Consider the following 24,595-nt stretch of genomic DNA (forward strand, 5'->3'; position numbering starts at 1 on the left):
CTGTTTGGCTCGGGCGGCGCGGGCGGGGCCGGCGGCAGGACGGCCGCCGCGGGCGCCACCGGCGGAGCCGGCGGGGCGGGCGGCAACGCCGGCTTGTTCTCCGGCGCGGCCGGGGACGGCGGCGCGGGCGCCGTCGCCTTCAATCCCGGCTCACCCGCCACCGGCCGGGGCGGGGCCGGCGGCGCCGGCGGCGCCGGCGGGCTGTTCGCCAGCGGTGGCATCGGCGGTGACGGCGGGTTCGGCCTGACCAGCGGGGCCGGCGGCGCGGGCGGTGCCGGCGGCATGCTGTCCGGCGACGGCGGGGCCGGCGGCGCCGGCGGGTTCAGCAGCCTCAACGGCAGCAGCGGGGCCGGCGGGGCCGGGGGCAACGGCGGCCTGTTCGGTGCCGGCGGCAACGGCGGCACCGGCGGATCCGGCCAAACCACCGCCGGGGCCGGCGGGCACGGGGGCAACGCCGGGATGCTGAGCCTCGGCGCGGCCGGGGGCGCCGGCGGTGGCGGCGGGAACAACACCGGGACCGGCACCGGCGGGACGGGCGGCGCCGGCGGCAACGGCGGCCTGCTCTTCGGCGACGGCGGGACGGGCGGCGCCGGCGGCGGCGGCGGATTCAGCGGCGCGGCCGGCGGGGCCGGCGGAAACGCCGGCATGCTCATGGGATCCGGCGGCGCCGGCGGCGCCGGAGGAAATTCGGGCAAGAGCGCGCTCACGACCGGTGGCCCCGGTGGGGCCGGCGGCCAGGGCGGGCTGATCGGCAACGGCGGCGACGGCGGCGCCGGCGGGGCCGGCAACGGCAACACCGGCGGCAACGGCGGGACGGGCGGCAACGCCGTCGCCGTCGGCGACGGCGGGAACGGCGGCAACGGCGGGACCGGTACGCCGCCCGGCACGCCCGGCGCCGGCGGTATCGGCGGCGTCCCGCTCGGCCAGAACGGGCGGAACGGGACGACCTAGCCCTAGCTGGGCCCTAGCCGGCCTGCTTGACCGGCGGCCGGTAGAAGATGGCCAGCTGGCCGAGGGCGCCGGCCAGGCCGAGCCCCAGCGAGATCGCCAGGCCGGGCCACTCGTTGAACCAGTTGTGTCCGAAGATCAGCCAATCCAGGCTGAGCCGGCCGGCGCCGAGGGTGGCCACCACGACCGCGCTGACGGCCAGCACCAGGTTGTACTCCCAGCCCTCCTTGACGATGAAGAAGCCGTTGGCGCGGTGCACGGTCCAGGCCGCGACCAGCATCAGCGAGACGAATCCCGCCGCGGGGATCGGCGTGAGCAGCCCGGCCGCCAGGCCCAGCCCGGCGGACACCTCGGTGGTGGCGGCCACCGCGGCGTGGAACTTTCCGGGTTTCATCCCGATGCTCTCGAACCACCGCGCCGTTCCGGGTATCCGGCCACCGCCGAAGAACTTGTTGAAGCCGTGCGCAGCCAGCGTCAGTCCCAGCGCCAGCCGCAGGATCAGCAACGCGACGTCATACACATTCATAGGTGCAAACCTAGATCATCGGGCCTGCGCGGACAGTCCTGACATACTCGTCGGGGCCGCCGGGAAGGTCCCGCCAGGTCGGAGCGCGACGAGGGGGTGCACCACGACTCGTATCGACCGAGGCACCGCCGTGGTCGCCCTGACCGGCGCGGTGCGCCACCCCCGGGAGCTGCTGGGCAACAAGGGCCACGGCATCGTCGCGATGCTCCGCGAGGGGCTGCCGGTGCCGCCCGCGTTCTGCATCACCACCGAGACCGGCCTCCGATACCTCGCGGATCCCGCCGCGACGATGGACGCGATCTGGGACGACGTGCTCGACCGGATGCGCTGGCTGGAAACCGAAACCTCGCGCACGTTCGGACGCGGCCCGCGCCCCCTGTTGGTCAGCGTCCGCTCGGGGGCCACGCACTCGATGCCGGGGATGATGGACACGATCCTGGACCTGGGCATGAACGACGCCGTCGAACGGGCGCTCGCCGGGTTCGGCGGCCAAACCTTCGCCCGCGACACCCGCCGGCGGTTCACGGCGATGTACCGGCGAATCGTGGGCCGCGCCGGACCGGAACCCGTGCCCGCCGACCCCTACGCGCAGTTGCGCGCCGGCATCGAGGCCGTGTTCGCCTCGTGGGACTCGCCGCGCGCGGCCGCCTACCGCACCCACTACGGCCTCGACGATCGGGGCGGCACCGCCGTCGTGGTGCAGGCGATGGTGTTCGGCAATCGGGGCGCCAATTCCGGTGCGGGAGCGTTCTTTTCCCGCAACCCGATCACCGGCGCCGATGAACCCTTCGGCGAATGGCTGCCGGGTGGCCAGGGCGACGACGTGGTCTCGGGCCTGGTCGACGTCGAACCGATCACCGCCCTGCGCGACAAGCAGCCGGCCGTCTACGACCAGCTGGCCGACGCCGCCCGGCGCCTCGAGCGCCTCGGGTCCGACGTGCAGGAGATCGAGTTCACCGTCGACGACGGCGCCCTGTGGCTGTTGCAGACCCGCTCGGCCGAGCGGTCGGCGCAGGCGGCGGTGCGGCTGGCGCTGCAACTGCGCCGCGAGGGGCTCATCGACGACGCCGAGGCGCTCCGCCGGGTGAGCCCGGCGCACGTGGCGGCCCTGCTGCTGCCCGCGCTGCAACCCGAAACACGTTCGGCCGCACCTCTTTTGGCCACGGGCCTGCCGGCCTGCCCGGGCGTGGCCTCCGGCAGGGCGTACACCGACGTCGACGAGGCGCTGGGCGCCGCCGGCCGCGGCGAGCGCGTCATCCTGGTCCGCGATCACACCCGTCCCGAAGACATCCCGGGCATGCTGGCCGCGCAGGGCATCGTCACCGAGGTAGGCGGCGCGGCGAGCCACGCCGCGGTGGTCAGCCGCGAGCTCGGCCGGGTGGCGGTGGTGGGCTGCGGTCAGGGCGCCGCCGCGGCGCTGGCCGGCAGGCAGGTCACCGTCGACGGCTACGAGGGCGAGGTGCGCGAAGGCGATCTGAGCCCGTCGGCGTGGTCGGAGAACGACACCCCGGAGCTGCGCGAGCTGGCCGACGTCGCGCGGCGGATCAGCCCGCTGCGTGCGCACGCCGCCGGCGATCACCCCAGGCTGGACGACGCCTCCGACGCCGGGGTGCGCGCGGCCCTCGCGGCCGGGCATACCGATGTGGTGTCGGCCACCCCGCTGATCGCGATGCTGACCGCGCTGCGGCTGAACGGCGGGCGCACCGGGTGACCGAACTGGCGGTGCTGCAGGCGGTTCGCCTCAAGGGCCGGGTGCAGGCCGCCGACCTGTCCCGGACCTTGGCGGCGCTGGGCCTCGATCCCGGCGATATCGCCGGCGTCGTCGAACGGCTGACCGGGTCGGGGCTGCTGGCCGACGGCGCGGCGCTGCGCATCACCCCCAGCGGGCGCGAACGGCTGCAGGCGTTGCTCGCCGAGGAGCGCGCGGGCGTCGATGCGGCTGTCGTGGCCGCGGCCTACGACGACTTCCGCTCGGTGAACGCCGATTTCAAGTCCCTGGTCACCGATTGGCAACTCAAGGGCGGTCCGGGCGGCGCGCCCAACGCCCACGACGACGTCGCCTACGACGCCGCGGTGTTGGCCCGCCTCGACGAGGTGCACGCACGGGCGGTGCCGATCATCGAGGCCGCGGCGACGCAGCTGCCGCGGGTGGGCGCCTACGCCGCGAAACTGACTGCGGCGCTGGGCAAAATCAAGGCCGGCGATACCGCGTGGCTGACCCGCCCGCTGATCGATTCGTACCACACCGTCTGGTTCGAGCTGCACGAGGAGCTGATCGGCGCCATGGGCCTGACCCGCGAGGAGGCGGCGAAATTCGGTGACGCTCAATAGCGTTACAACGCCGCGTCGAGTAGCCGCAGGTACTCGTCGACGTCCCCGACGGCCGACTCGGCGGCGTGCACGCTGATCGCCACGGTGTCCCCGATGCCGTGCACCCCGTGCGTCAGGCCCATCACCGGCGACAGCGCCGGGTAACCGGCCGTCAGCACCACCGGTGCGCCCCCGAAGCTCAGGTCGGCGGCCCCGCGGTGGACGCTGGACACCACGGTGTTGCCGGCGACCCGGGTCGGGCGGGCATCGGGGTCGAATTGTGCGACGCCCCACCGCAGGAGCGCCGCGGGCACCGCGGCGAACGCCCGGTCGGCGGCGCGGGTCGCCGGGTGCTCGAAGCGACGCCGGCCGTTCGCCAGGTCGGTCGCGATCCGCGCCATCCGGGCGTCCAGGTCCAGCTCCGGGTGCAGCCCGACGACGACGTTTCCGAAGTGGTTATGTGCCTGCGGTTCACCGGGTTTGGCCATCGGCACCTCGGCGCCCAGGGATTCGGCGCCGGCTCCGAGCAGCGTCGACAGCGCCGTGGACACCGCGGCCAGCACCCCGACGGTCACCGTAGGGCCGGGCAGTTGCGAGCGACGACGGACCAGGGTGCGCACCGACCGGGTGCCGCCCGGGCGGGCGTTGGTGGGCTGCAGTGGCCGGGGCCCGGCCCCCGGCGCCAGCAAGCCGGCGCGGGTGTCACGGACCAGCCGGCGATGGGCGCGGGCCGCGTCGATGGCCCGCCACGGCAACAGGCCCGGCGACGCCCGGGCCGGCGCGGGCACCGGCGCGGCGCGGCCGAACAGCCAGGCCGCCATCGCCGACGCGCGCGCACCGTCGGCCAGCGCGTGCGCGACCTGCAGGACCGCGACGGTCCCCGCGCCGGCGACCCCCGGAATGCCGAGCACCGGGGTGAAAACGTGCAGCCGCCACGGCATCCGGCGCACGTCGAGCTGGTCGTCGGCGAGCGCGACGACCGCAGCCAGGCACGCCCCCCAGCGGCCGTCGCGCAGGTGATGGCGGACCACCCGGTCCGCCCCGACGGCCGCGGGCACCCACTGCGGATAGGCCAGCCGGCCGCGCTCGCGCACCCGCATCGTCAGCTCCGGGCACGCCCGCGCCCGCTCGCACACCTGCTCGGTCGCGCGCGCGCAATCGGTGGGTTCGCCGTCGAACGCGTAGAGCAGGAACTGGTCGTTGGGCAGCTTGGCCGACATCCAGTAGAACTGCGCGTCTACGGCGGCCATCCGGTGCATGAAACGCCCCGCCCACCGCTTCAGTCGGGCGAGCCGATGAAGGTGAGCACCAGGTTGGCGACCTTGTCCGGCTGTTCGAGCTGCAGGAAATGCCCGGCGTGGTCGACGATCGCGGCCTCGCTTCCCGCGGGCAGCGCCTTTTCGGTCCAGTAGGTGAACGCCGACGTCATGCAGCCGTCGTCGCGGCCGTGCAGGTAGAGGCAGGGCAGCAGCGGCTCCTCGGTCCACAGCCGGTTCAACTCGGCGTAGCGCGCCGGCGGGCGCGGGCTGCGGATCGTGGCCCGGTACGGCCCGAGCGCCGCCCGCCAGCTCTCCGGCGTGCCGATCGCGGCGTCGACGTGCCGCAGATCCTCGTCGGCGCGGTATCCCGGCGACCACCGCCGCCACAGCCGCGGCAGCACCCAGGCCGCGGAACGCTCGGGGAGCCAGGGCAATTGGAAGTACAGGATGTACCAGCTGCGCAGCAGTTGCGACGGCAGGTGGCCGAGCAGCCGCAGCCGGTCGGCGATGCTGCCGCTGTGCCGAAACCCCGCCGAGACCGGCACCGACATGATCACCGCCTTGGCGAACGGGCTGTCGGGCATCGCGGCCAGGCCGGTCGCGGCGATAGCGCCCCAGTCGTGGCCGATCACGACGTCACGGTCGGTGCCGCCCGCGGCCTCGCGCACCCGCAGGGCGTCGTCCATCAGCGCGCCGACGTGGAAGTCGCCGTCGGCCGGGATCGACGACGGCGCGTAGCCACGCATGAACGGCGCGACGACCCGCCACCCGGACTCGGCGAGTCGCGGGGCGAGCTTGCGCCACCCGTAGGCCGTGTCGGGGAAGCCGTGCAGGCACAACGCGATCGGGGCGTCCCGCGGCCCCCATGTGAGGGCCTTCAGGTCCCCCGCGGGTCCGGGCACGTCGATCCAGCCGGGCTCAGACATCGGCGCCGGCCCCCTCGGCATCCTCGGGCATCTCCACTCCCTGTTCGGCTGGTCTGCACGGACCAACCTAACGGGCCTGGGCGGGCGCGGTACACCAGGGCGTCAGCGCACGGCCCGCTCCAGCTCGGCGATGACGATTTTGCGCATGCCGTACATCGCTTGGGTCGCCGCCGCCGCGCGGCCCCGATCCGGGTCGCCGATCAACTCATAGAGCCGGTCGGGGATGATCTGCCAGCTCATGCCGAAGCGGTCCTTGCACCAGCCGCACTGCGATTCCTCGCCGCCGTCGGTCAACCGCTCCCAGTAGTAGTCGACCTCGTCCTGGTCCTTGCAGTGCACCGTGAAGGACACCGCCTCACTGAACGTGAAGTGCGGGCCGCCGTTGATGCCGATGAAGCGGTTCCCGTCCAGCACGAAGCTGCCCGACAGGACGGTGCCCGGCTCGCCCGGACCGGCCTCGGTGGTGCGGTTGAAGCCCTCGATCCGCGAGTTGGGAAACACCGAGGTGTAGAACTCCGCGGCCTCCTGAAGGTTGTGGTCGAACCACAGCGAGGGGGTGATCGAGGGCATCGCGGTCTCCTTGCGTCGTCGTTGGTGGGGTCTTTCGGGACAGACCCCGGCGACGGCGGAAACTCACCGCTGCGGCTAGCGCGAGTCCATCGCCTCGCGAAGGGTCCTGGGTCGCATGTCGGTCCAGTGCTCTTCGACGTATTGGAGGCAGTCGGCGCGGCTGGCTTCCCCGTACACCTGGCGCCAGCCGGCGGGCACGTCGGCGTACGCCGGCCACAGGCTGTGCTGGTCTTCGTCGTTGACCAGCACGACGAAGGTGGCGGTCTCGTCATCGAAGGGGTTGGTGCTCATCGTTTCTCCCTGTGTTTTTCGCGGTCGACGGTCCGGCGGTGAACAGTTCGGCGCCCAGCACCCGGTCGGACAGCAGTCCCAGACAGCTGAGGTTGGGGAAGCCCGGACCCTGGTTCAACCCGGCCAGGTTGGGCAGGAACAGCTTGGGTGTGACGTCGTTGACCGAAAGGTCATGGCCGATCGCCTCCTGCAGGCGTTGGCAGCTGAGCGGTGCGCTCAAGCCGAGCTCGAGCAGGTCCAGCGCGTCCTGGCTGAACAGCGAGGTGAACCACAGCGCGTCGGCGCCCGATCCGTCGATGACCAGGTCGAAGCCGTGCACGGTTTCCAGGTTTTCGCTGCCCCGATCGGTGCTCAGCGTCAGCCGGATCTGCCCGTCGCGACCGACGGCGTGGGCCACCCGGCCGCGCAGGTGCCGGATCCGGTCGTCGGCCAGCAGCGCGTCCTGCACGCTCGCCGAGAACACCCCCCGGTCGGTGCGAGCGATCGCGTCGCGGCGCTCCTCGAGCGTCAGCGCGGTCCAGTCGGTGGGATCGGAAAACAGCGCGTTCTCGAAAAAGCTCTCGCCGCGGGTGAACAGCGTCACCTGCGGCGAGATGACGGTGATCGTCGAAACCCGGTGGCCGAACAGCTCGGTCAGCATGGCGGCGGCGGTCTCGCCACCGCCGATCATCGCCACCCGCTCGGCGCAGATCCGCTCGTGCTGCGCGGCGCGATGCCAGAACTGCGCGATCGAGAGCACCCGCGGGTTGCCCGGCAGCAGCGACCGTTCGGCCTGGCCGGGTCCGGTGATCATCAATGCGTCGGCGTGCACGGTGCGCTCGCGGGTGCGCAGCGCCCAGCGCCGGCCGTCGACGGACAGCCGGTCGACCTCGCCGTGGACCACCGTCATGCCGACCTGCTCGGCCACCCAGCGCAGGTACTCGTGCCACCGGCGGTGCCGGGGCGCCGGGCGGCCCCGATCGATCCACTGCCGGAACTGCCCGGTGGTGATCAGATACGCCTGCCAGCTGTACCGCATCATCCGCTCGTCGAGCTCGGCGTTGCGCAACGGCACCAGCGACGAACGGTAGGGGAACCCCACGTCCTTTTCCGGGCTGGTGCCCAGCCGCTGGGATCCGTCGGTCCAACCGCCGCTGGCGTGCCAGTTGGCCGCCACCGCGGTGCGCTCGACGGCGACAACCTCGGGGACGTCGACACCCATCTGCCGCAACACCGACGCCTTGGCGGCGACGGCGACCGCCTTGGCCCCCGCGCCCAGCACCGCAAGGGTGGTCATGTCACCAGCTCCCGCAGCGCGTCGTTCCAAATCGATTGCAACGCAGCGATGTCCGCCTCCTCCAGGATGTCGGGGAGCGCCCGCCACTGGGTCGCCAGGACCTGCCGGTCGTCGGCGCCGACCACCGTGGCGAGGATGCTCAGTTCGTGGCGCACCGCCTGATCGGGCTCGGGCCACGGCGGAAGCCCGGCCAGCAGCGCGCGGTCCAGCCGAAGCCCGGCGTCCAGATCCAGGCGGCCGAGGTAGTTCAACAGCAACTGCGGTCCGGGAAAGCCGGCCAGCCGCGCCGCGGTGTCATTGCGCAGATAGCGCAGCAGGCCGTAGTCGACGCCGTCGCCGGGAATCGTTCGCCGCCCGATTTCGGCGGGGTCGTCGGAGTCCACCCGCAGCGGGTACATCGCGCTCAGCAGGCCGACGGTGTCGGTGGTGTCCATCGGTTGGCCCTCGGCGGCTTCGACGACCGCGTCGGCCCGGCCGTGGGTCTCCAGCGCCAGCAGCGGGGGTGGCGTCGGTTGCCCGCGGCCCTGCCGCCAGCGGGTCACCGTGCGCGCCGCGGCCGCGATGAGCAGGTCGAGCATCGGCATTCCGGAGTTGAGGAGCCGGGCGGCGACATCGGCATCGGTGATCGCCGTCCGCACCACCAGATCGCGGGCCCGGTCGCGGCCGGGGTCGACCCGCCGGGCCCCCAGCTCCGGGTCGTCGCCGTCGAGCTGGGAACGCCAAAACGGCTCGGTATCAAGCGTTTCGGCGCGTTTGATCAACGCTCGCGCCCAGCGCCGACAGCCGGTGTGCTCGCGGGACGCCGCGGGCGGGTCGCCGGCGGCCAACGCGGCCAGCGCGGCGTCGAGTTCGCCGAGCACCACCCGCCAGGACGCCGGGTCCATCGCCAGCACGTGCGCGGTGAGCACCAACACGCTCTCGCCCGCCGTTGGCTCCTGGGCACGCGGGGGCCTCAGCCACACCGCCGCCAGCACGACGCCGCGTTCGGGGTCGAGGCTCTCCAACGACTTGGCGGCGTGGTCGGCGACCGCCGCCGTCAGGTCGCCCGACACCGTGGCCTCGGTCAGGAGGTCGGGCACCGGCCCGGGAACGAGGGTCATCGTGTCGCGGTCCAGGCGGGCGCGCAGCGCCTCATGGCCCTCGACGATGCCGGCCAGCGCCGCGCGCAGCCGGTCGCCGTCGATGCCGGCGGGCAGCCTGATGGCCTCGGTCTGTGCCAGCCGCCGCGGCTCGCCGTATTCGTAGAGCCAGTGTGCGTTGGGCAGCAACGGGATCGGCCCGCCGAGATCGTCGTCGTGGTGCTCGACGTGGGCCACTTCATTGTCGATGGCGGCGGCGAGTTCCCGGATGCTGGCGCACTCGAGGATGAGCCGGGCGCGCAGCGCGATGCCGCGGCGGCGCGCCGCGCGCACCACGGACAGCGCCACGATGCTGTCCAATCCCAGCTCGACGAAGTCGGCCGTCACATCGACCCGTTCGCTGTCCAGGATGTCGGAAAGCAGCTCGGCGAGCGCGGTTTCGGTGGCGGTCTCGGGTTCGGACCCCGCATCGGGGGTGGAGTCGAGCCGGGCCAGCGCGGTCTCGTCGAGCTTGCCGTTGGGCGTCAACGGGATCTCGTCCACGACGACGATGCGCTGCGGAACCATGTAGTGCGGCAGCCGCTCGCCCAGCGTCGCGCGGAGCTCGGCCGCGGCGGGCCCGGCCGCCCCGTCCGTGACCGCGGCGTAGGCGGTCAGCCGGGGTGCGCGGCTGCCCCCGCCCACCACGACGCCGGCCTTGCGCACGCCGGGATGCGACTCCAGCGCCGAGGCGATCTCGTCGGGTTCGACGCGGAAGCCGCGGATTTTGACCTGCGCGTCGGCGCGCCCCAGATAGGGCAGTGAGCCGTCCGGGTGGCGCCGCACCACGTCGCCGGTGCGGTACATCCGCTCACCGGTCGCGAAGGGGTCGGCGACGAATCGCGCCGCGGTCTCGGCGTACCGGCCGATGTAGCCGCGGGCGAGCTGGGCACCGGACAAATAGAGCTCGCCCGCCGCGCCGTGCGGCACCGGCCGCAGCGCCGAGTCCAGCACGTAGGCGCGCGTCCGCCCGGTCGGCCTGCCGATCGAGGGCTCCTCGTGCTCGGCGATGGTCTCGACGACGGCCTCGACGGTGGTCTCGGTGGGCCCGTAGCAGTTGTAGGCCGCCATTCCCGTGCGCGCGCACTCGTCTCGGATGGCCGCCCACGTCGGCGCGTTGATGGCTTCCCCGCCGAGCGCCAGCACCGCCAACGGCACCCGCTCGAACAAGCCAAACGCCTTGAGCTGAGCGAACATCGACGGGGTGGTGTCGATCATGTCGATGCGGTGCTCGGCGATGGCGGCCACCAGCGACTCGGCGTCCCGCTGGGTGTTCTGGTCGACGACGTGCACGGCATGCCCGTCGAGCAGCGCGACCAGCGGTTGCCACGCGGCGTCGAAGGCGAACGACCACGCGTGCGCGATGCGCAGCCGGCGACCCAGCCGCTCGGTCGCGGGCCGCAGCACGGCGTCGATGTGATCGTCGGCGTATGCGCCCAGCGCGGCGTGAGTTCCGATGACGCCCTTGGGTTCTCCCGTTGTCCCGGAGGTGAACACGACGTAGGCCGCCTGCCCGGGCCCGATGTCGGCGGGCCGGAAGTCTCCCGTCCCGTCGGAGGCGCCGGCCAGCAGGTCCTCATCGACGACGATCGTCGCGCCGCTCTGGCGCAGGATGGATTCCACCCGCTCGGGCGGGGTCCCCGGTTCCAGCGGCACGCACACGGCGCCGGCCTTGAGCACCGCCAGCAGCGCGACGACGTACTGCGGGCCGCGCGCAAGCCTTATCGCTATTGGGGTTTCGGCGCCGGCGCCGCGCGCCGCCAGCGCCGCGGCCAACCGGTTGGCGGCGGCGTCCAGTTCGCCGTAGCTCAGGGCGCCGCCGGCCCAGCTCAACGCGACGGCGTCGGGCGTCGCCCCGGCGACCTCGGCGAACCGGGCGTGCAGGCCCGGCGCCGGCGCGGGCGCCTCGGCGGGGTGCACGCGGACCTCCTCGTCGCCGAGCAGCACGCTGACCTCCCGCAGCGGACGGTCCCACAGCTCGAGCAGCCGCTCTGCGGCGGTCAGCACCCGGCGGCCCAACAGCGCGCCGGTCGTCGCGCCCAGCGCGCCGTCGATCACCTCCACCAGCAGCACGAGCTCGTCGTCTTCCAGGTAAGCCGCCAGCGCGACCGGGAAATGCGACACGCTCTCCAGCCCCGCGGGCCGGAACGTCGCTCCGCGGGCGGTCAATTCGCCGCCGTCGGCCAGTCCCCCGGTCGGGAAGTTCTCGTACACCAGCAGGGTGTCGAACATTTCGCCGAACCCGCCCAGCGCCCGCAGCTGGGCATGGCTCAGGTAGCTGTGTTCGCGCAGCAGCGCCGCACTGCTTTGCACGCCGAGGCATTGCGCGCCCACGAAGTCGTCGGGGTCGAGGCGCACCCGCAGCGGCACGGTGTTGATGAACAGGCCGATCATGGTTTCCACCCCGACCAGCTCGGGCGGCCGGCCCGACACGGTGACACCGAAGACCACGTCGTTGCGGTCGGTCGAGCGGGACAGCACCAGCGCCCAGGCCATCTGCATCAGCGTGTTCACGGTGATCCCGTTGCCGCGCGCGCCGCCGGTCAGGCGTTCGGTGGTCGACCGGTCGACCCGCAACTCGGTGCGTCGCGGCAGGGCCGCGCCGGGGGTTTGGGACGTCATCGCCGCCGACAACAGCGTCGGGCCCGACAGGCCTTCGAGATGCTCGCGCCATACCTGTTCGCTCACGGCACGATCACGGCCCGACAGCCACCCGATGTAGTCCCGGTAGGGCCGCGGCGGCGCGGGCAGCGCCTGCGCGTCTCCGCCCGCCCCGTACAGGGCGATCATCTCGGCGGCGAACAGCGGCAGGGACCAGCCGTCGATCACGATGTGGTGCGCGGTGATCACCAAACGCCAATGGCTGTCCGGCAATTCGACGAGCAGGAAGCGGATTGCCGGGGTGCGTTCCAGGTCGAACGGGCGGCGCCGCTCCCCGGCCTGAAGGTCCTCGAGGTCCTCGGGCCGCGCGGCGACCTGCCGCCAGGGCAGCTCGACCCGGGACGGCACGATCTGCACGGGCCGCGGGATGTCGCGGCTGACGAAGCTGGCCCGTAGGTTCGGGTGCCGCGCCAACATCGCTGCGGCGCAAGCCTTCAGCAGCTCGACGTCGAGCTCGCCGGTGATGTCGGCGATGATCCCGACCACGTACGGGTCGTCGACCGGGCCCTCCGTGCCCGGGGGTGCGCCGTCGGCGGCGTCCCCGGACAGCATGGTGAGCGAGTACAGCCCCTCCTGCAGGGGGCTGAGCGCCATCACATCCTCGATCCCCGGGGGCATGCGGGTGTCGGTGGCGGTCACGGGGTGCCCCGATCCGCCGAGCCGGCCCAGGACCGGGTCACCGCCGCCAGGTCGTCCTCGGACAACCCCGACGTGCTCATCGGCGCGTACCGGGTTTCGGAGTCGTCGTCCGCGTCGGCCCGCGGCGCCGCCTCCACCGCGGCCGCGAGCAACTGCACGGTCGGGTTCTCGAACACCATCCGCGGGCTGACCGGCAGCCCCGCGTCCCGCGCCCGCGCCGCGAGCTGCACCGAAAGGATGCTGTCGCCGCCGAGCGCGAAGAAGTCGTCGAAGCGTCCGATCTCGGTGATCGGAAGCAGGTCGACGAAGACGCTCGCGAGCGCGCGCTCGGTGTCGGTTTGCGGGGGTTGGCTGTGGCCCGTGGTGCTCACCGCCGGCTGGGGCAGACCGGGCCGATTCAGCTTGCCCGATTCGGTCGTGGGCATCTCGTCGAGCACGGTGATCGACGACGGCACCATGTATCCCGGTAGCAGCGTGCTGATTTCGGCGCGCACCGCCGACGCGAACGCCGACTTGGCCGCGTCGTCGGCGCACGGCTCGTACGGCACGACGTAACCGGCCAACGTGGTGCTGCCGTCTAACGCCCACGTTCGCGCGGCCGCAACGGCGACACCGTCAGCCGCCTTCAGCGCGGCCTCCACCTCGCCGAGTTCGACGCGGAAGCCCGCACCTTCACCTGGTGGTCGACGCGGCCGACGAACTCCAGCCGGCCGTCCTCGGTCCAGCGGGCCCGGTCGCCGCTGCGGTAGAACCGCGCGCCGGGTTCGGTGGCATACGGGTTGGGCAGGAACCGCGCCGCCGTCAGGCCCGGTCGCTTCCAATAACCCCGAACCAATTGCCCACCCGCGTAGTACAACTCGCCGACGACACCGACCGGCACCGGCTTGAGCCCGTCGTCGAGGAGGTAGACCTGCGAGTCGGGCATCGGGGTGCCCAGGATGGGTACCGGCGGGGTCAGCGGTCCGCGGACCAGCGCGCCGGACGTCTCGGTGGCGCCGAAGTTGTTCAGCAACTCGGGACTTTCGTCCGCGCCGGGTCGGCATGCCGCCAGTAACCGCTCCTGCAGCGACACCGTCATCGGTTCGGCGCCACACACCAACCGGGTCAAGGACTTCAGCGATTCGGGCCACGCATCGACGATGGTCGAGACCAGGCTCGGCACCGCGGTCACCTGCGCCACCGAGTGGCGCCGGATGAGCGACGCCAACGCTTCGGGGTCGCGGTGCTCGGCGTCGTCGGCGAGGATGGTGGTGGCGCCGGCGGCCAGCCCACCCAGTGTCTCCATGCAGCCCTCGAGGAACGTCCAGGAGGCCTGCGCCAGACGGATATCGTCACCGGCCACCGGGTAGTGCCGCACCTGCCAGTTCAGCCGCGTGGTCATCGCCCGGTGGGTGCCCAGCACTCCCTTCGGCTCGCCGGTCGAACCCGACGTGAACACCAGGTACATGGGGTCGTCGGGATGCGCCTTGGGGAGGGGCCGTTCGCCCGACTGCGGCGGTTCGGTGATCAGCGCGCGCACGTCCGGATCGTCAAGCGAAACCAACGCCATCCCGGGACGTTCGGGCATGGTGTCGGCGGCGTCGGCGGTGACCACCACGACCCGCGGGTCGACGTCGTCGAGCATGAATTGCTTGCGCGCCAACGGATAATCGGGATCGAGCGGGAAGAACCCGGCCCCGGCCTTCATGATGGCGACCAGGGCAACCACCATGTCGATGCCCCGCCGCGTCGACAGGCCGACGAGCGATCCGGGCCCCACCCCGCGGTCGCAGAGCAGCCGGGCGAGGTTGTCCGAACGGTGGTGCAGCGCCGGGTAATCGATCCGCTCCTCGCCGCACCGTATCGCGACGCGGTCCGAACCCCATTGCCGGCTCGGTTCCAGCAGTTCGGCGATGGTGAGCGGGCGCTCGGGCGGCGGCGGGGCGCCGCGGCTCCAGTTGAGAATGCGCTGACGCTCCTCGTCGTCGAGCAATTGCACATCGCGCAGCGTCTGGTCGACGTCGCCGGCGAACGCCTCGATGACCTGTGTAAGCCATCCGGCGAGCCGCTCGATGGTGGCGCGGTGGTAGAGCTCGGTGCGGAACAGGATTTTGCCCTGGTAGCCGGCTGCACCGTCGTCGATGCCGTCGGCCCCGGCCGCGTCGGTGGTGAAGAAGTTGACGCTCAGGTCGGCGTGCGCCATGTCGAACGGCGGCTCCAGGGCGGTGAACACCGTGTCCCCGGCGGGCCCGGAATCGATGACCCGGTCGGTCGGCAGCTGATCGCGGACGTGCACGACGACCTGGAAGAGCGGGTTGCGCGACAGCGCGCGCACCGGGTTGACCGCCTCCACCACCCTGTCGAAGGGCAGGTCTTGGTGGGCGTAGGCGCTCAGCGCGGTCTCCCTGGTCCGGCTCAAGACCTCCCGCAGGGTCGGGTTGCCGCGCAGGTCGTTGCGCAACACCAGGATGTTGATGAAAAAGCCGATCAATTGGTCGAGTTCGGGTTCGCTGCGCGCGGCGATCGGGGTGCCCACCGGGATGTCAACGCCGCCGCCGGCTTTGTGCAGCAGCACCGCGACGGCCGCCTGCAGCAGCATGAACTCGGTGAGGCCCAGCTCGCGGCTCAGCGCGACGAGCGAGGCGCGCGTCTGCGGGCCGACACCGAATTCGACCGCGTCGCCGGCGCCGCTGGGCACGGGCGGCCGCGGCAGGTCGGGCCGCAGCCCGGTGTCCTCGGGTATGCCGTCGAGCTGCCGCACCCAATAGTCGCGCTGCGTTTCCGCGACGGTGGGCGATTCCGGGTCCTCGGGCGCCCCGTCGCCGTCCAGCAACGCGTGCTGCCACGCCGCGTAGTCGGCGTATTGCACGGGTAGCGGCGCCCACGCCGGCTGTTGGCCGCCGTGGCGCGCCCGGTAGGCGGTCAGCAGGTCGGTGAACAGCACCCCCCCGGACCAGTGGTCGATGGCGATGTGGTGGACCACCAGGGACACCACGTGCTCGTCGGCGGTGCGCAGCACGGCCACCCGTATCGGCCACTCGCGGTCCAGCCGGAAGCAGTGCCGGCGCTCGGAGTCGAGCTGGGTCTGCAGCCATTCCTCCGATTCGCCGGTCGCCTGCCGGACCGCGACCTCGGTGGCGGGATTGACGACTTGGTATGGGAGGCCGTCCTTTTCGGCGTAGGTGGTGCGCAGGATCTCGTGGCGCGCCACGACGTCACCGACGGCGGCGACCAGGGCGTCGACGTCGCACGGGCCGCTCAGCCGGGCGGCGAACGGAATGTTGTTGGCGTCGCTGGGTCCCTCGACCTGATACGCGAACCACGTTCGCAGCTGGGAGGCCGACAGGGGCAAGGGGTCCTCGCGCGAGGTCTTGGTCAGCCTCGGTCGCCGGGGCGCCGACGCTGCGCCGGAATGCAACCCGTCGATCCGTTCCGCCAGGCGCGCGACGGTGGCCAGCTCGAAGACGTCGCGTATGCCGACCTCCGCCTCGCATTGCGACCGGATGGCCGCGACCAGCTTGGTGGCCAGCAGGGAGTGACCGCCGAGGTCGAAGAACGAGTCGTCGAGGCCCACCCGTTCGTGGCCGAGCAGCTCGGCGAACATGTCGGCGATGCGGCGCTCGGTCGTGGTGGTCGGCTCGCGGTACTCGGCGGCCACCGCGATCTCGGGTTGCGGCAGGGCATCGCGGTCGATCTTGCCGTGGGTGGTGATCGGGATCTCGTCGAGCACGACGTAGGCGGCCGGCGTCATGTAGTCCGGCAACGCGGCGGACACCCGTTCGCGAATGCGCTCGACGTCAACGGATTTGCCCTCCGCGGGGGTGACGTAGCCGATCAGGCTCTTACCGAGCCGCGGCAGGTCGGCGGCGATGACTATCGCCTGCCCCACGCTGGGGTCGACCGAGATCGCCGCCGCGATCTCGCCCAGCTCGATGCGGAAGCCGCGGATCTTCACCTGCTCGTCGGCGCGGCCGACGAATTCGATATCGCCGTTGGCATCCCGGCGGGCCAAATCCCCGGAGCGGTACAGCCGGCCGCCCGGCGTGAACGGGTCGGCGACGAAGCGTTCCGCGGTCAGCGCCGGACGGCGGTGGTAGCAGTGCGCGACATGCGTTCCACCGATGTAGATTTCGCCTACCACCCCGACCGGCACGGGCTGCAGCGCATCGTCGAGGATGTGGACCTGCGTGTTGATCTTGGGGCGGCCGATCGGCACGATCCGGGCGCCCTGCGTGCCCTCGACGGGGTAGCTGGTCGAGTTGATGACGGTTTCGGTCGGCCCGTAGAAGTTGTACAGCGATGCGTCGAAGGTGGCGTGGAACTTGTCGGCGATCTCACCGGGCAGCGCCTCCCCGCCGACCGGGACCCGGCGCAGCGTGCGCCACCGGTTGACCCCCGGCAGCGACAGGAACAAACCGAGCAGCGACGGCACGAAGTGCATGGACGTGATGCCCTCGCGGTACAACAGATCGGTCAGATAACCGATGTCGCGCAGGCCGTCGGGTCGCGGGATGACCAGGCGCCCACCGCATATCAGCAGCCCGAAGATCTCGGCGATGGACACGTCGAAGCCGGGCGAGGCGACCTGCAGCAGCCGGTCGGTCTCGTCGACCTGGTATTCGTCCCCGAACCAGACGAAGTACTCCGCGACCGGCGCATGGGGTACCGCCACGCCCTTGGGCAGGCCGGTCGATCCGGAGGTGTAGATCAGGTAGGCGGTGTTGTCGGGCCGCAGCGGCCGCACCAGCTCGTCGTCGCCCGGGTTGTCCGCCGCATACCGCGACAGCCCGGTGACCGGCTCGCGCAACACCAGCTTGGCATCGGCGTCGTCGAGAATGAAGGTCTGCCGATCCTCGGGGTAGGCCGGGTCGACCGGCACGTAGACCGCGCCGGCCTTGAGGATGCCCAGCGCGGTGATCACCAACTCGGGCGACTTGTCGAGCAGCACCGCGACCCGGTCCTCGGCGCCGACGCCCTGCTCGATCAGCCAGCGCGCCAACCGGTTCGCTTCCTCGTTGATCTCCCGATAGGTGTAGTGGCGGCCCTCGTAGACCACGGCAACGGCGTCCGGCGACAGCGCCGCGCGCTCGGTGACCAACGCGGGCAGCGTGCCGGCCGGAGTCGAAAACTCCTCGCCGGTGGACACCCGGCGTATCCAGTCCGCGTCGGCTCCGCTCATCAGCGACAGCCGCGCCAGCTCCGTATCGGGATCTGCCAGCGCAGCGTCGAGCAGGATGCCATAGTGCTCGAGGAGTTGACACGCCAAACCGGTGTCGAGAACCTCGTGCAGGTAGTCCGCCTCCACCAGCGCTCCGGCGTCGCCCGGGTTTGCCGGCGCCACCGTGAAAGCCAATGGTACGGTGCTGAATTGGTTGTCCAGCTGCCCTCGCTCACACCGCACCCCGGGCGGGCTGAAGCCGCCGCCGTCGGCCTCGCGCAGGCTGAAGCTCACCCGGGTCAGCCGCTCGGCCTCGTGATCGGGGTTGGCTTCGCGCACCAGGCCGTCGAGGTCCACGCGGTGGTGTGCGAAGGCTTCCTCGGTGGTGTCGCGCAACTGCACCACCAGCTCGCGAAAGGTCTGCCGTGGTTGCGGCCGGGTGCGTATCACGACCGTGTTGCCGTAGCAGCCGATCGCGCCGTCGGTTTCCATGCCGGTTTCCAGGCCGCGGTTCATCACCGGCGCCGCGATCAGGAAGTCGGTGGTATGGGTGTAGCGGTGGATCAGGGCCGAGAACGCGGCGAGCAGCACCACGTACCGTGTCGCACCGCTGTCGCGCGCCAGGGTGTCGGCGCGGTCGAAAGCGTTGGTGGACAGGCATGTCGACGCGCGCAGTGACCGCCACGAGCCCGGTTTGGCCGAGCCATTTGGGCCGGGAAGTTCCAGCGGCTCCGGAAGATCGGACAGCAGGGTCCGCCAGTAGGCCAGGTCGTCGTCGAGCGCGCCGACGGGACTCGGCGGCGCAAGCGGGGTGCAGACGGTGGCGGGATCGAGGTAGGCGCGCGTCAGGTCGGTGAAGAAGGGCGCCCACGAGCGGTCGTCCCACGCGATCTGATGCGCGGTGATCAGCAGCATCAGCTCTTCGGCGCCCAGCCGCACCACGCTGAACCGCAGCGGCGACTCCGCCGTCAGGTCGAACGGGCAGCGAAACTCACGCTGCGCCAGCACTTCCAGCCGCAGCTGCCGGGCCTGCTCGGCCAGCCCGGACAGGTCGTGTTCGGCCCAGCCGGGCCGGAGGTGGTCGTCGACCACCGGATGCGGGTCCTGACCGTTCTGGTGGTAGGTGGTGCGCAGCACCGGGTGCCGGACCGCCACGGCGTCCAGCGCCCGGTGCAACCGCTCGACGTCGACGGTTCCGGTGAGGCGGTAGGACGCGCAGACGTTGAGCTGCGGGCTGGCCGGATCGGTGGCCTGCATGCCCCACATCCGGCGCTGGCCCTCGGACAGCTCGGCGATCGGTCCTTGTCCTTGTGAGGGTGAGGGCAAGGCTTGCTCCGTGGTGTCAGTCACGCGAGGATTCCAACCTTTCTGATCTCTCGGGCTGTGCGTCCGTGGTTTGTCCGTCGGCATCCGGATCGGGGCGCAGGCACGCGACCAGTTCGACGCCGGTCATGCCGCCGAGCATCCGGCCGAGCGACACCGATCGGCCGATCGCGCGACGCAACCGGTCGCGAAGGTCGACCCCCAGCAAAGAGTCCACGCCGAGGTCGACCAGCCTCTCGCTCAGATCGACCGACTCCGGAGAGTCGAAGCTCAAGGTGGCGGCGAGCGCGGCGCGCACCACCTCGTCGACCGACCCGCCGTCGACGCCCTTGTCGTCGTCGTCCGCCGACTCGGCCTCGCGTTCGGCGGCCGTCATCGCGAACGGCATTGCGGCACCCTGGCTTTCGAAAAACACCCGCAGTCGGTCGAAGTCGGCGGCCAGGATCAGCGGGTCGCCGCGGTGGCGGCTCAGGCTGGCGATGACGGCGGCGTCGGGATCCATCGCGACCAAACCGGACCGCTCGATGCGGGCGATCTCGTCGGTGTCGGCGATCGCGGTGCCCCGCCATAGTCCCCAGCGCACCGACATGCAATCCAGCCCCTTGGCGCGCAGCTGCGCGGCGAGCACGTCGAGCATGCGGTTGGACGCGGCGTAGGCGGCATGTCCGTAGCCGCCCCATACCCCGGACACCGACGAACACACCAGGATCCGGGCATCCGGGCGCAGCGGCCAGGCATCGGTCATCGAGACCAGCCCGGTCACCTTGGCCGAGAACACGTCTGCCAGGTCTTCGTCGGCCAGCTGGTCGTGCGGCGCGAACCTGGCCGCGCCGGCGGCGTGAATCACCAGTGACGCGCCCTCGCCCGCGTACTCGCCGGCCACCCTGGACAGCGCCTCGGCGTCGGTGATGTCGCACGCCGGCGCGTGCACCTCCGCGCGGTATCCCTCGTTCAGGCGACCCAATTGCTCTCGATCGAGACCATTGCGGCTCAACAGGATCACGCGCCGCGCGCCCTGCTCGACGCAGTGCCGGGCGTACCGCAGGCCGATGGTCCCGTTGCCGCCGGTGATCACCACGTCGTCCAGCGACGCCGCCTCCAGGAGGCGTTCGGGCGCGGGGTCGGCGCACTCGCGCAACGCCCGGACGAACCAAGCCGCCCCGGCGCCCCCGGCGGCACCGGATTCGCTGTCGCGCAGCGCAACCTCGGTCGCGTCGCCCAGCAGCACGTCGGCGCACCGGCGGGCGCTTTCGGCATCGATCCCGCGCGCCGGCAGGTCGAGGTGCGCGAACGCGCAGTCGGGGAATTCGAAGCCGACGCTGCGGTGCGCGGCGGCCAGCGCCGCCTGCGCCGGCGACGCGGCCGACGGCTCGGGGCCCACCCGCTCGCCGCATCGGGTGACCAGCCAGGCGCGCCGACAGCGTGGACCAATCGCCCGGCGATAATCGAGTCGCCCTGCGTCGCGGCGGAATTCGTCGACGGCATCCGGCACACCGGAGTGCCGTGGGGCCGGCGCCACCACCACCGCGACCTCCGCCTCGTCGGTGCTGGTGACCTTGCAACCGCGATGCGCCGCGACGGCGTCGGTCAAGTGGCGCGCCAGCGGATCGTCCGGATCCGCCGCCACGATCGCGACACCACGCGGTGGCTGGTCGGGCTCGGCGCGTTGGATCTGCGGGTGGGGCTCCCATTCCTCGAAGAAGACCCCCACGACGGAGCCGGGCACGGGCGGCAACGGCTCCGGCGTGGCCCATAGGTGTACCTCGCGCATGGGTGCCGTGGGAAACGCCCGCAGCGGCCGCTGGTCGTCGGCGCCCACCAGGTCGGCCCACCGGTAGCCGGGGTTGGCCAGCGCGGCGGTGACGATGTTGGCGGAGAGTTGGTCGACGACGGGCTCGTCACGGCGACCGGAACCCACCATCACCGCGTCCTCGGCCAGCTCGTCGAGCGCGTAGAGCAGCGAAGGGTGGGCGGACATTTCGACGAACGTGCCGGCACCACGTTGCAGCGCCGTCTGTGCCGCCTCGTCGAAGCGGACCCTGTTGCGCAGGTTTTGGTACCAGTAGTCGGTGAAATCGGTGCCTGCGCCGACCACGCCGCCGCGCGCCGAGCTGACGAACTCGACCGGGGCGTCGCGAAACGCCGACGCGGGCAGCAGGTCGCCCAGCGTGCCGCGCAACGACTCCAACTTGCTGGTGTGGCCCGGGTATTCGACGTCCAGCTCGCGGGCGAAGATGCTGTCCTGTTCGGCCAGCCGGACGATGCCGGCCACGGCGTCACGGTCTCCGGACACCACGCTCGACGACGGAGAGTTGACCACCGACACCTCGAGCCAGCCCGGCGTTTCGGCGATCAACCGCTCGGCGTCCCTGACGCCCACGCCGAGAACCGCCATGCCGTACCGGCCCGGCAGCCGGTCGACGACGGCGGCGCGGGCGGCCACGACGGCGACTGCGTCCGGCAGCGCCGCCGCGCCGGCCACGTAGGCGGCCGCGACCTCTCCCAGGCTGTGCCCCAAGGTGATATCCGGGAGCACGCCGCAGGACCGCCACAGCTGCGCCAGGCTCGCGGCGTGCGTGAATTGCGCGCCCTGGATGTCTATCTGCGACCATTCCCGGGCCTTGTCGGCCAACAGGTACGTCAATGGCGATGGAAAGCCCGCCGCGACGAACGTCTCGGCGCATCGGTCGGCCTCCGTCCGATATGCCGGCAGCCGCCAATATGCTTCCGCGCCCATACCGGGCCACTGATTGCCCTGCCCCGGAAACACGAAAGCGGTTCGCGCGCCGGGGTTTCCCGAGGACCTCGTCACCAGCGGGTGGTGTTCGCCGGCGGCCAGCGCGCGCAACCCCGCCTCCAGTTCACCGCGATTCCGTGCCCGGACCACCGCGCGGTGACGGCGGACCCGCCGCGTGCGCACCAGGGTGGCGCCCACCGGCGCGGTCGGGTCTTCGGGCTCCTCGAGGCGCTCCAGGTAGTCGAGGACGGCGGCCGCGTCCCGGCGGACGAGGTCCCTGTCGTGCGCGCTGAGCAGCACCGGCACGCGGTCATCGGGCAGTCGACGGTCCGACATCACGCGGCCTCCGTCACCGAAACGATCACGTGGGCGTTGGTGCCGCTCATCCCGAACGCGGAAACGGCGCCGACGCGCTGCCCGTCCACGGCCGGCCACGGGGTCAACTCCTGCGCCAGCCGCAAACCCTGGCTGTCCCAGTCGATTTCCCGGCTGGCCTCGGTGGCGTGCAGTGTGGGCGGGACGGCGCCGTGCTCGGCGGACAGCAGCACCTTGGCCAGCCCGAGCCCACCGGCGGCCGACTGCGCATGGCCGAAGTTGGACTTCACCGAGCCCAGCAGCGCCCCCTGACCGGGTTCCGTGGCGCCGTACGTTTCGGCCAGCGACCGCAATTCGGTGCGATCCCCGATCGTCGTGGCCGTGCCGTGCCCCTCGATCATTCCGACCTGTTCGGGCCGGAGCCCGGCCTGACTCAGGGCGCGGCGGAACAGCCGGCTCTGCGCCGCGCCGCATGGCGCGGTGAGGCCCGCGCTCCGCCCGTCCTGGTTGAGGGTGCTGGCGCGGACTTCGCCGAGAATCCGTCGACCGTTGCGCAGCGCGGCCGACTTTCGCTGCAGCACGAACATCGCGGCGCCCTCGGCCCAGGTCGTCCCGCTGGCCTGCGCGCTGTACGGACGGCACCGGCCGTCGTCGGAAAGGGCATGCTGCTTGGAGAACTCGACGAAGAATCCGGGAGAGCCCATCACGCAGACCCCGCCGGCCAGCGCCATGTCGCAGTCGCCGGCCCGGATCGATTGCACCGCCAGGTGAAATGCCACCAGCGCGGCCGAGCAGGAGGAGTCGACGGTGATGGCCGGGCCGGCCAGCCCGAGGGTGTAGGCGATCCGGCCGGAGATGACGCTTTGGGCGGTCCCGCTCATCAAGTGGCCGCTATGGCGGGAAAACTGGGTCATGTCCGGGCCGTATCCGGTGTCGTAAGCGCCGACGTAGCAGCCCACGTCGTGGCCGGCCAGGTCGTCGGGATTGATGCCGCTGCCTTCCAGTGCGTGCCACGAAACCCGCAGGGCGACGCGTTGTTGCGGGTCCATGGCAATCGCCTCGCGCGTCGAGATGCCGAAGAAGGCCGGGTCGAATGTCGTCGCGCCGGCCAGGAATCCGCCGCGGTCGGGGATCCGCTTGAAGCCGTCACGGCAAGACCCGGTGAACAGCTCGCGAATCGGCCACCCCCGGTCGGTGGGAAACGGGCTGAACCCCTCCCGCCGCCGCGACAACATCTCCCAATAGCCCTCGGCGCTGTCGACACCTCCGGGCGCCTCGATCGCCATGCCCACGACGACCACAGGATCGCGATCCAAGGCGGGATCGGGCGGGCGATCAGACATCGGCAGTGACTCGACTGGCGACTGCCGCCCCCCGACTCATACATCGGCACAAAATGTGTGCCGTCACAACGCACCGCGTCATCAAAATGACTCCTCCGAGAAGCCCCCGAAGCTCCACCCACCAAAGGTTCGGAGGTGCTGTTGGTTTTTCGGCTAACCGGCGCGATGGCTTTGCACGCCGGCGACTTCACGCGCCGAGCGGAACGACCTCGGGGGTCGCCCTTCTGCGCGCTCACATCGGTCTACCCGCACCGGTTGGGGACAAACCCCGTCACCGACGAATTCTCAGGTTTACCGCGGCCATGGCCGTCGTCGCGATCGATGCGTTAAGCCCTTCTCCCGAAGCGTGTTTGGTGTCACGTCGGGGCTGAGTCTGCGCGTCTCCCGCTGTGCCCCCAGGCCAATTTACGTCGGCGTCAAAACAGCGTGAGCGGGCGAATATCAGACTTCGGTGATGACCCGGTTACCCACGGTGTTGATGTGGTTGTCGAGGTAGAAGTGACCGCCGTCGAGGAACGACAACGCGAACGTCCCGTTGGTGTGCTTGGCCCAGCGGCGCAACGATCCGGCGTCGACGCGGCGATCGTGCCGGCCGCCGACGGCGTGGATATCGGCACGGATACGGACGCCGTCGCTGCAGTCGTAGCGGTTGAGCGCCTCGTAATCGCAACGCGCCGCGTTGACCAGCAGCTCGGCGAACTCCTCGTCGGCCAGCAACCGGGAGTCGGTCCCGCCCAGGTCGGCGAGGTCCGCGAGCAGTTCCTCGTCGTCGGTCGGCAGATCGGCCAGGCTGGCGACGCTGGAGGGCACCGGCCCGGCCGAAACCCACAGCTTTCGCACAGCGATCCCCCGCTGCTCGGCGATCCGGGCGAATTCGAAAGCGACGACCGCGCCCATGCTGTGCCCGAACAGCCGAAGCGGCGCCGCCTTGCGCCATGGCCCCGCCTCGAACAGGCCGAAGGCCAGGTCATGCACGGTTTGCGGCGCGGGATCGTTGAGCCGCTCGGCCCGCTGGGGGTACTGCACCACGAAGGTGTCCCCGCCGGCGGCGAGTTTTTCTGCCAACTTCCGATAGCTCGTGGCGGCCGCGCCGGCGTGGGGGAACACCACGATCCCGCCCCGGTACGGCTCCCCACTGGGTCCCGGCAGGCGTTTGATCCAGGGGGCGAACGTCGTTGGCACATGAGCCCTTTCATCGCTGGTCATCTGGCCCGCC

15 protein-coding genes are annotated in these 24,595 nt (G+C 71.7%); 3 read left to right on the top strand and 12 right to left on the bottom strand.

Features of this window, described 5'->3' with window-relative positions:
• The coding region (locus BST11_RS27680; protein ID WP_211284761.1) for a hypothetical protein at nucleotides 1-951 on the top strand (951 nt) is incomplete at its 5' end.
• A gap of 13 nt (nucleotides 952-964) precedes the next feature.
• Here the strand turns inward: BST11_RS27680 and BST11_RS22175 are convergent.
• Entirely contained in the window at nucleotides 965-1,474 is a 510-nt protein-coding gene (locus BST11_RS22175; RefSeq protein WP_083140183.1) for a DoxX family protein, read from the bottom strand.
• 112 nt (nucleotides 1,475-1,586) lie between these two features.
• Between BST11_RS22175 and BST11_RS22180 the strand changes: the two genes are divergently transcribed.
• Entirely contained in the window at nucleotides 1,587-3,185 is a 1,599-nt protein-coding gene (locus tag BST11_RS22180) for a pyruvate, phosphate dikinase (protein ID WP_211284759.1), read from the top strand.
• The gene (locus BST11_RS22185; RefSeq protein WP_083140187.1) at nucleotides 3,182-3,805 is read left to right on the top strand and encodes a MarR family transcriptional regulator; all 624 of its coding nucleotides are present in this window, start codon (nucleotides 3,182-3,184) and stop codon (nucleotides 3,803-3,805) included. The genes BST11_RS22180 and BST11_RS22185 overlap by 4 nt, the downstream gene beginning before the upstream one ends.
• A 2-nt stretch (nucleotides 3,806-3,807) precedes the next feature.
• On the opposite strand, the gene BST11_RS22190 is transcribed toward BST11_RS22185, so the two are convergent.
• The 11 genes from BST11_RS22190 to BST11_RS22240 form a co-directional block, all read right to left on the bottom strand.
• Entirely contained in the window at nucleotides 3,808-5,043 is a 1,236-nt protein-coding gene (locus tag BST11_RS22190; protein WP_244897746.1) for a WS/DGAT domain-containing protein, read from the bottom strand.
• A gap of 20 nt (nucleotides 5,044-5,063) precedes the next feature.
• A complete protein-coding gene (locus BST11_RS22195; RefSeq protein WP_083140189.1) occupies nucleotides 5,064-5,969 on the bottom strand; it encodes an alpha/beta fold hydrolase in 906 nt (301 codons plus the stop codon).
• A 102-nt stretch (nucleotides 5,970-6,071) separates the two neighbouring features.
• Nucleotides 6,072-6,539 carry a VOC family protein gene (locus BST11_RS22200; protein ID WP_067316292.1) on the bottom strand — a complete coding sequence of 156 codons (468 nt, stop codon included), beginning with the start codon at nucleotides 6,537-6,539 and terminating at the stop codon, nucleotides 6,072-6,074.
• Nucleotides 6,540-6,614: 75 nt separating this feature from the next.
• A complete protein-coding gene (locus tag BST11_RS22205) occupies nucleotides 6,615-6,830 on the bottom strand; it encodes an MbtH family protein (protein WP_083140191.1) in 216 nt (71 codons plus the stop codon).
• Complete coding sequence (mbtG, locus tag BST11_RS22210) at nucleotides 6,808-8,106, bottom strand: NADPH-dependent L-lysine N(6)-monooxygenase MbtG (protein WP_083140193.1); 1,299 nt, start codon at nucleotides 8,104-8,106, stop codon at nucleotides 6,808-6,810. Before mbtG ends, BST11_RS22205 begins: the two co-directional genes overlap by 23 nt.
• A complete protein-coding gene (locus BST11_RS22215) occupies nucleotides 8,103-12,524 on the bottom strand; it encodes a non-ribosomal peptide synthetase (RefSeq protein ID WP_083140195.1) in 4,422 nt (1,473 codons plus the stop codon). The genes mbtG and BST11_RS22215 overlap by 4 nt, the downstream gene beginning before the upstream one ends.
• Nucleotides 12,521-13,165 carry a phosphopantetheine-binding protein gene (locus tag BST11_RS28015; protein ID WP_169834946.1) on the bottom strand — a complete coding sequence of 215 codons (645 nt, stop codon included), beginning with the start codon at nucleotides 13,163-13,165 and terminating at the stop codon, nucleotides 12,521-12,523. Before BST11_RS28015 ends, BST11_RS22215 begins: the two co-directional genes overlap by 4 nt.
• The gene (locus BST11_RS22225) at nucleotides 13,150-18,987 is read right to left on the bottom strand and encodes a non-ribosomal peptide synthetase (protein WP_276034196.1); all 5,838 of its coding nucleotides are present in this window, start codon (nucleotides 18,985-18,987) and stop codon (nucleotides 13,150-13,152) included. Before BST11_RS22225 ends, BST11_RS28015 begins: the two co-directional genes overlap by 16 nt.
• Before the next feature lie 16 nt (nucleotides 18,988-19,003).
• Nucleotides 19,004-22,057, bottom strand: coding sequence for a mycobactin polyketide synthase MbtD (gene mbtD / locus BST11_RS22230; protein ID WP_083140201.1), 3,054 nt, complete (start codon nucleotides 22,055-22,057; stop codon nucleotides 19,004-19,006).
• Nucleotides 22,057-23,379 carry a beta-ketoacyl [acyl carrier protein] synthase domain-containing protein gene (locus tag BST11_RS22235; RefSeq protein ID WP_083140203.1) on the bottom strand — a complete coding sequence of 441 codons (1,323 nt, stop codon included), beginning with the start codon at nucleotides 23,377-23,379 and terminating at the stop codon, nucleotides 22,057-22,059. Before BST11_RS22235 ends, mbtD begins: the two co-directional genes overlap by 1 nt.
• Before the next feature lie 441 nt (nucleotides 23,380-23,820).
• The gene (locus BST11_RS22240) at nucleotides 23,821-24,585 is read right to left on the bottom strand and encodes a thioesterase II family protein (protein WP_083140205.1); all 765 of its coding nucleotides are present in this window, start codon (nucleotides 24,583-24,585) and stop codon (nucleotides 23,821-23,823) included.
• Between the last annotated feature and the right edge of the window lie 10 nt (nucleotides 24,586-24,595).

It is taken from the genome of Mycobacterium alsense, assembly GCF_002086635.1.
GTDB lineage: Bacteria > Actinomycetota > Actinomycetes > Mycobacteriales > Mycobacteriaceae > Mycobacterium > Mycobacterium alsense.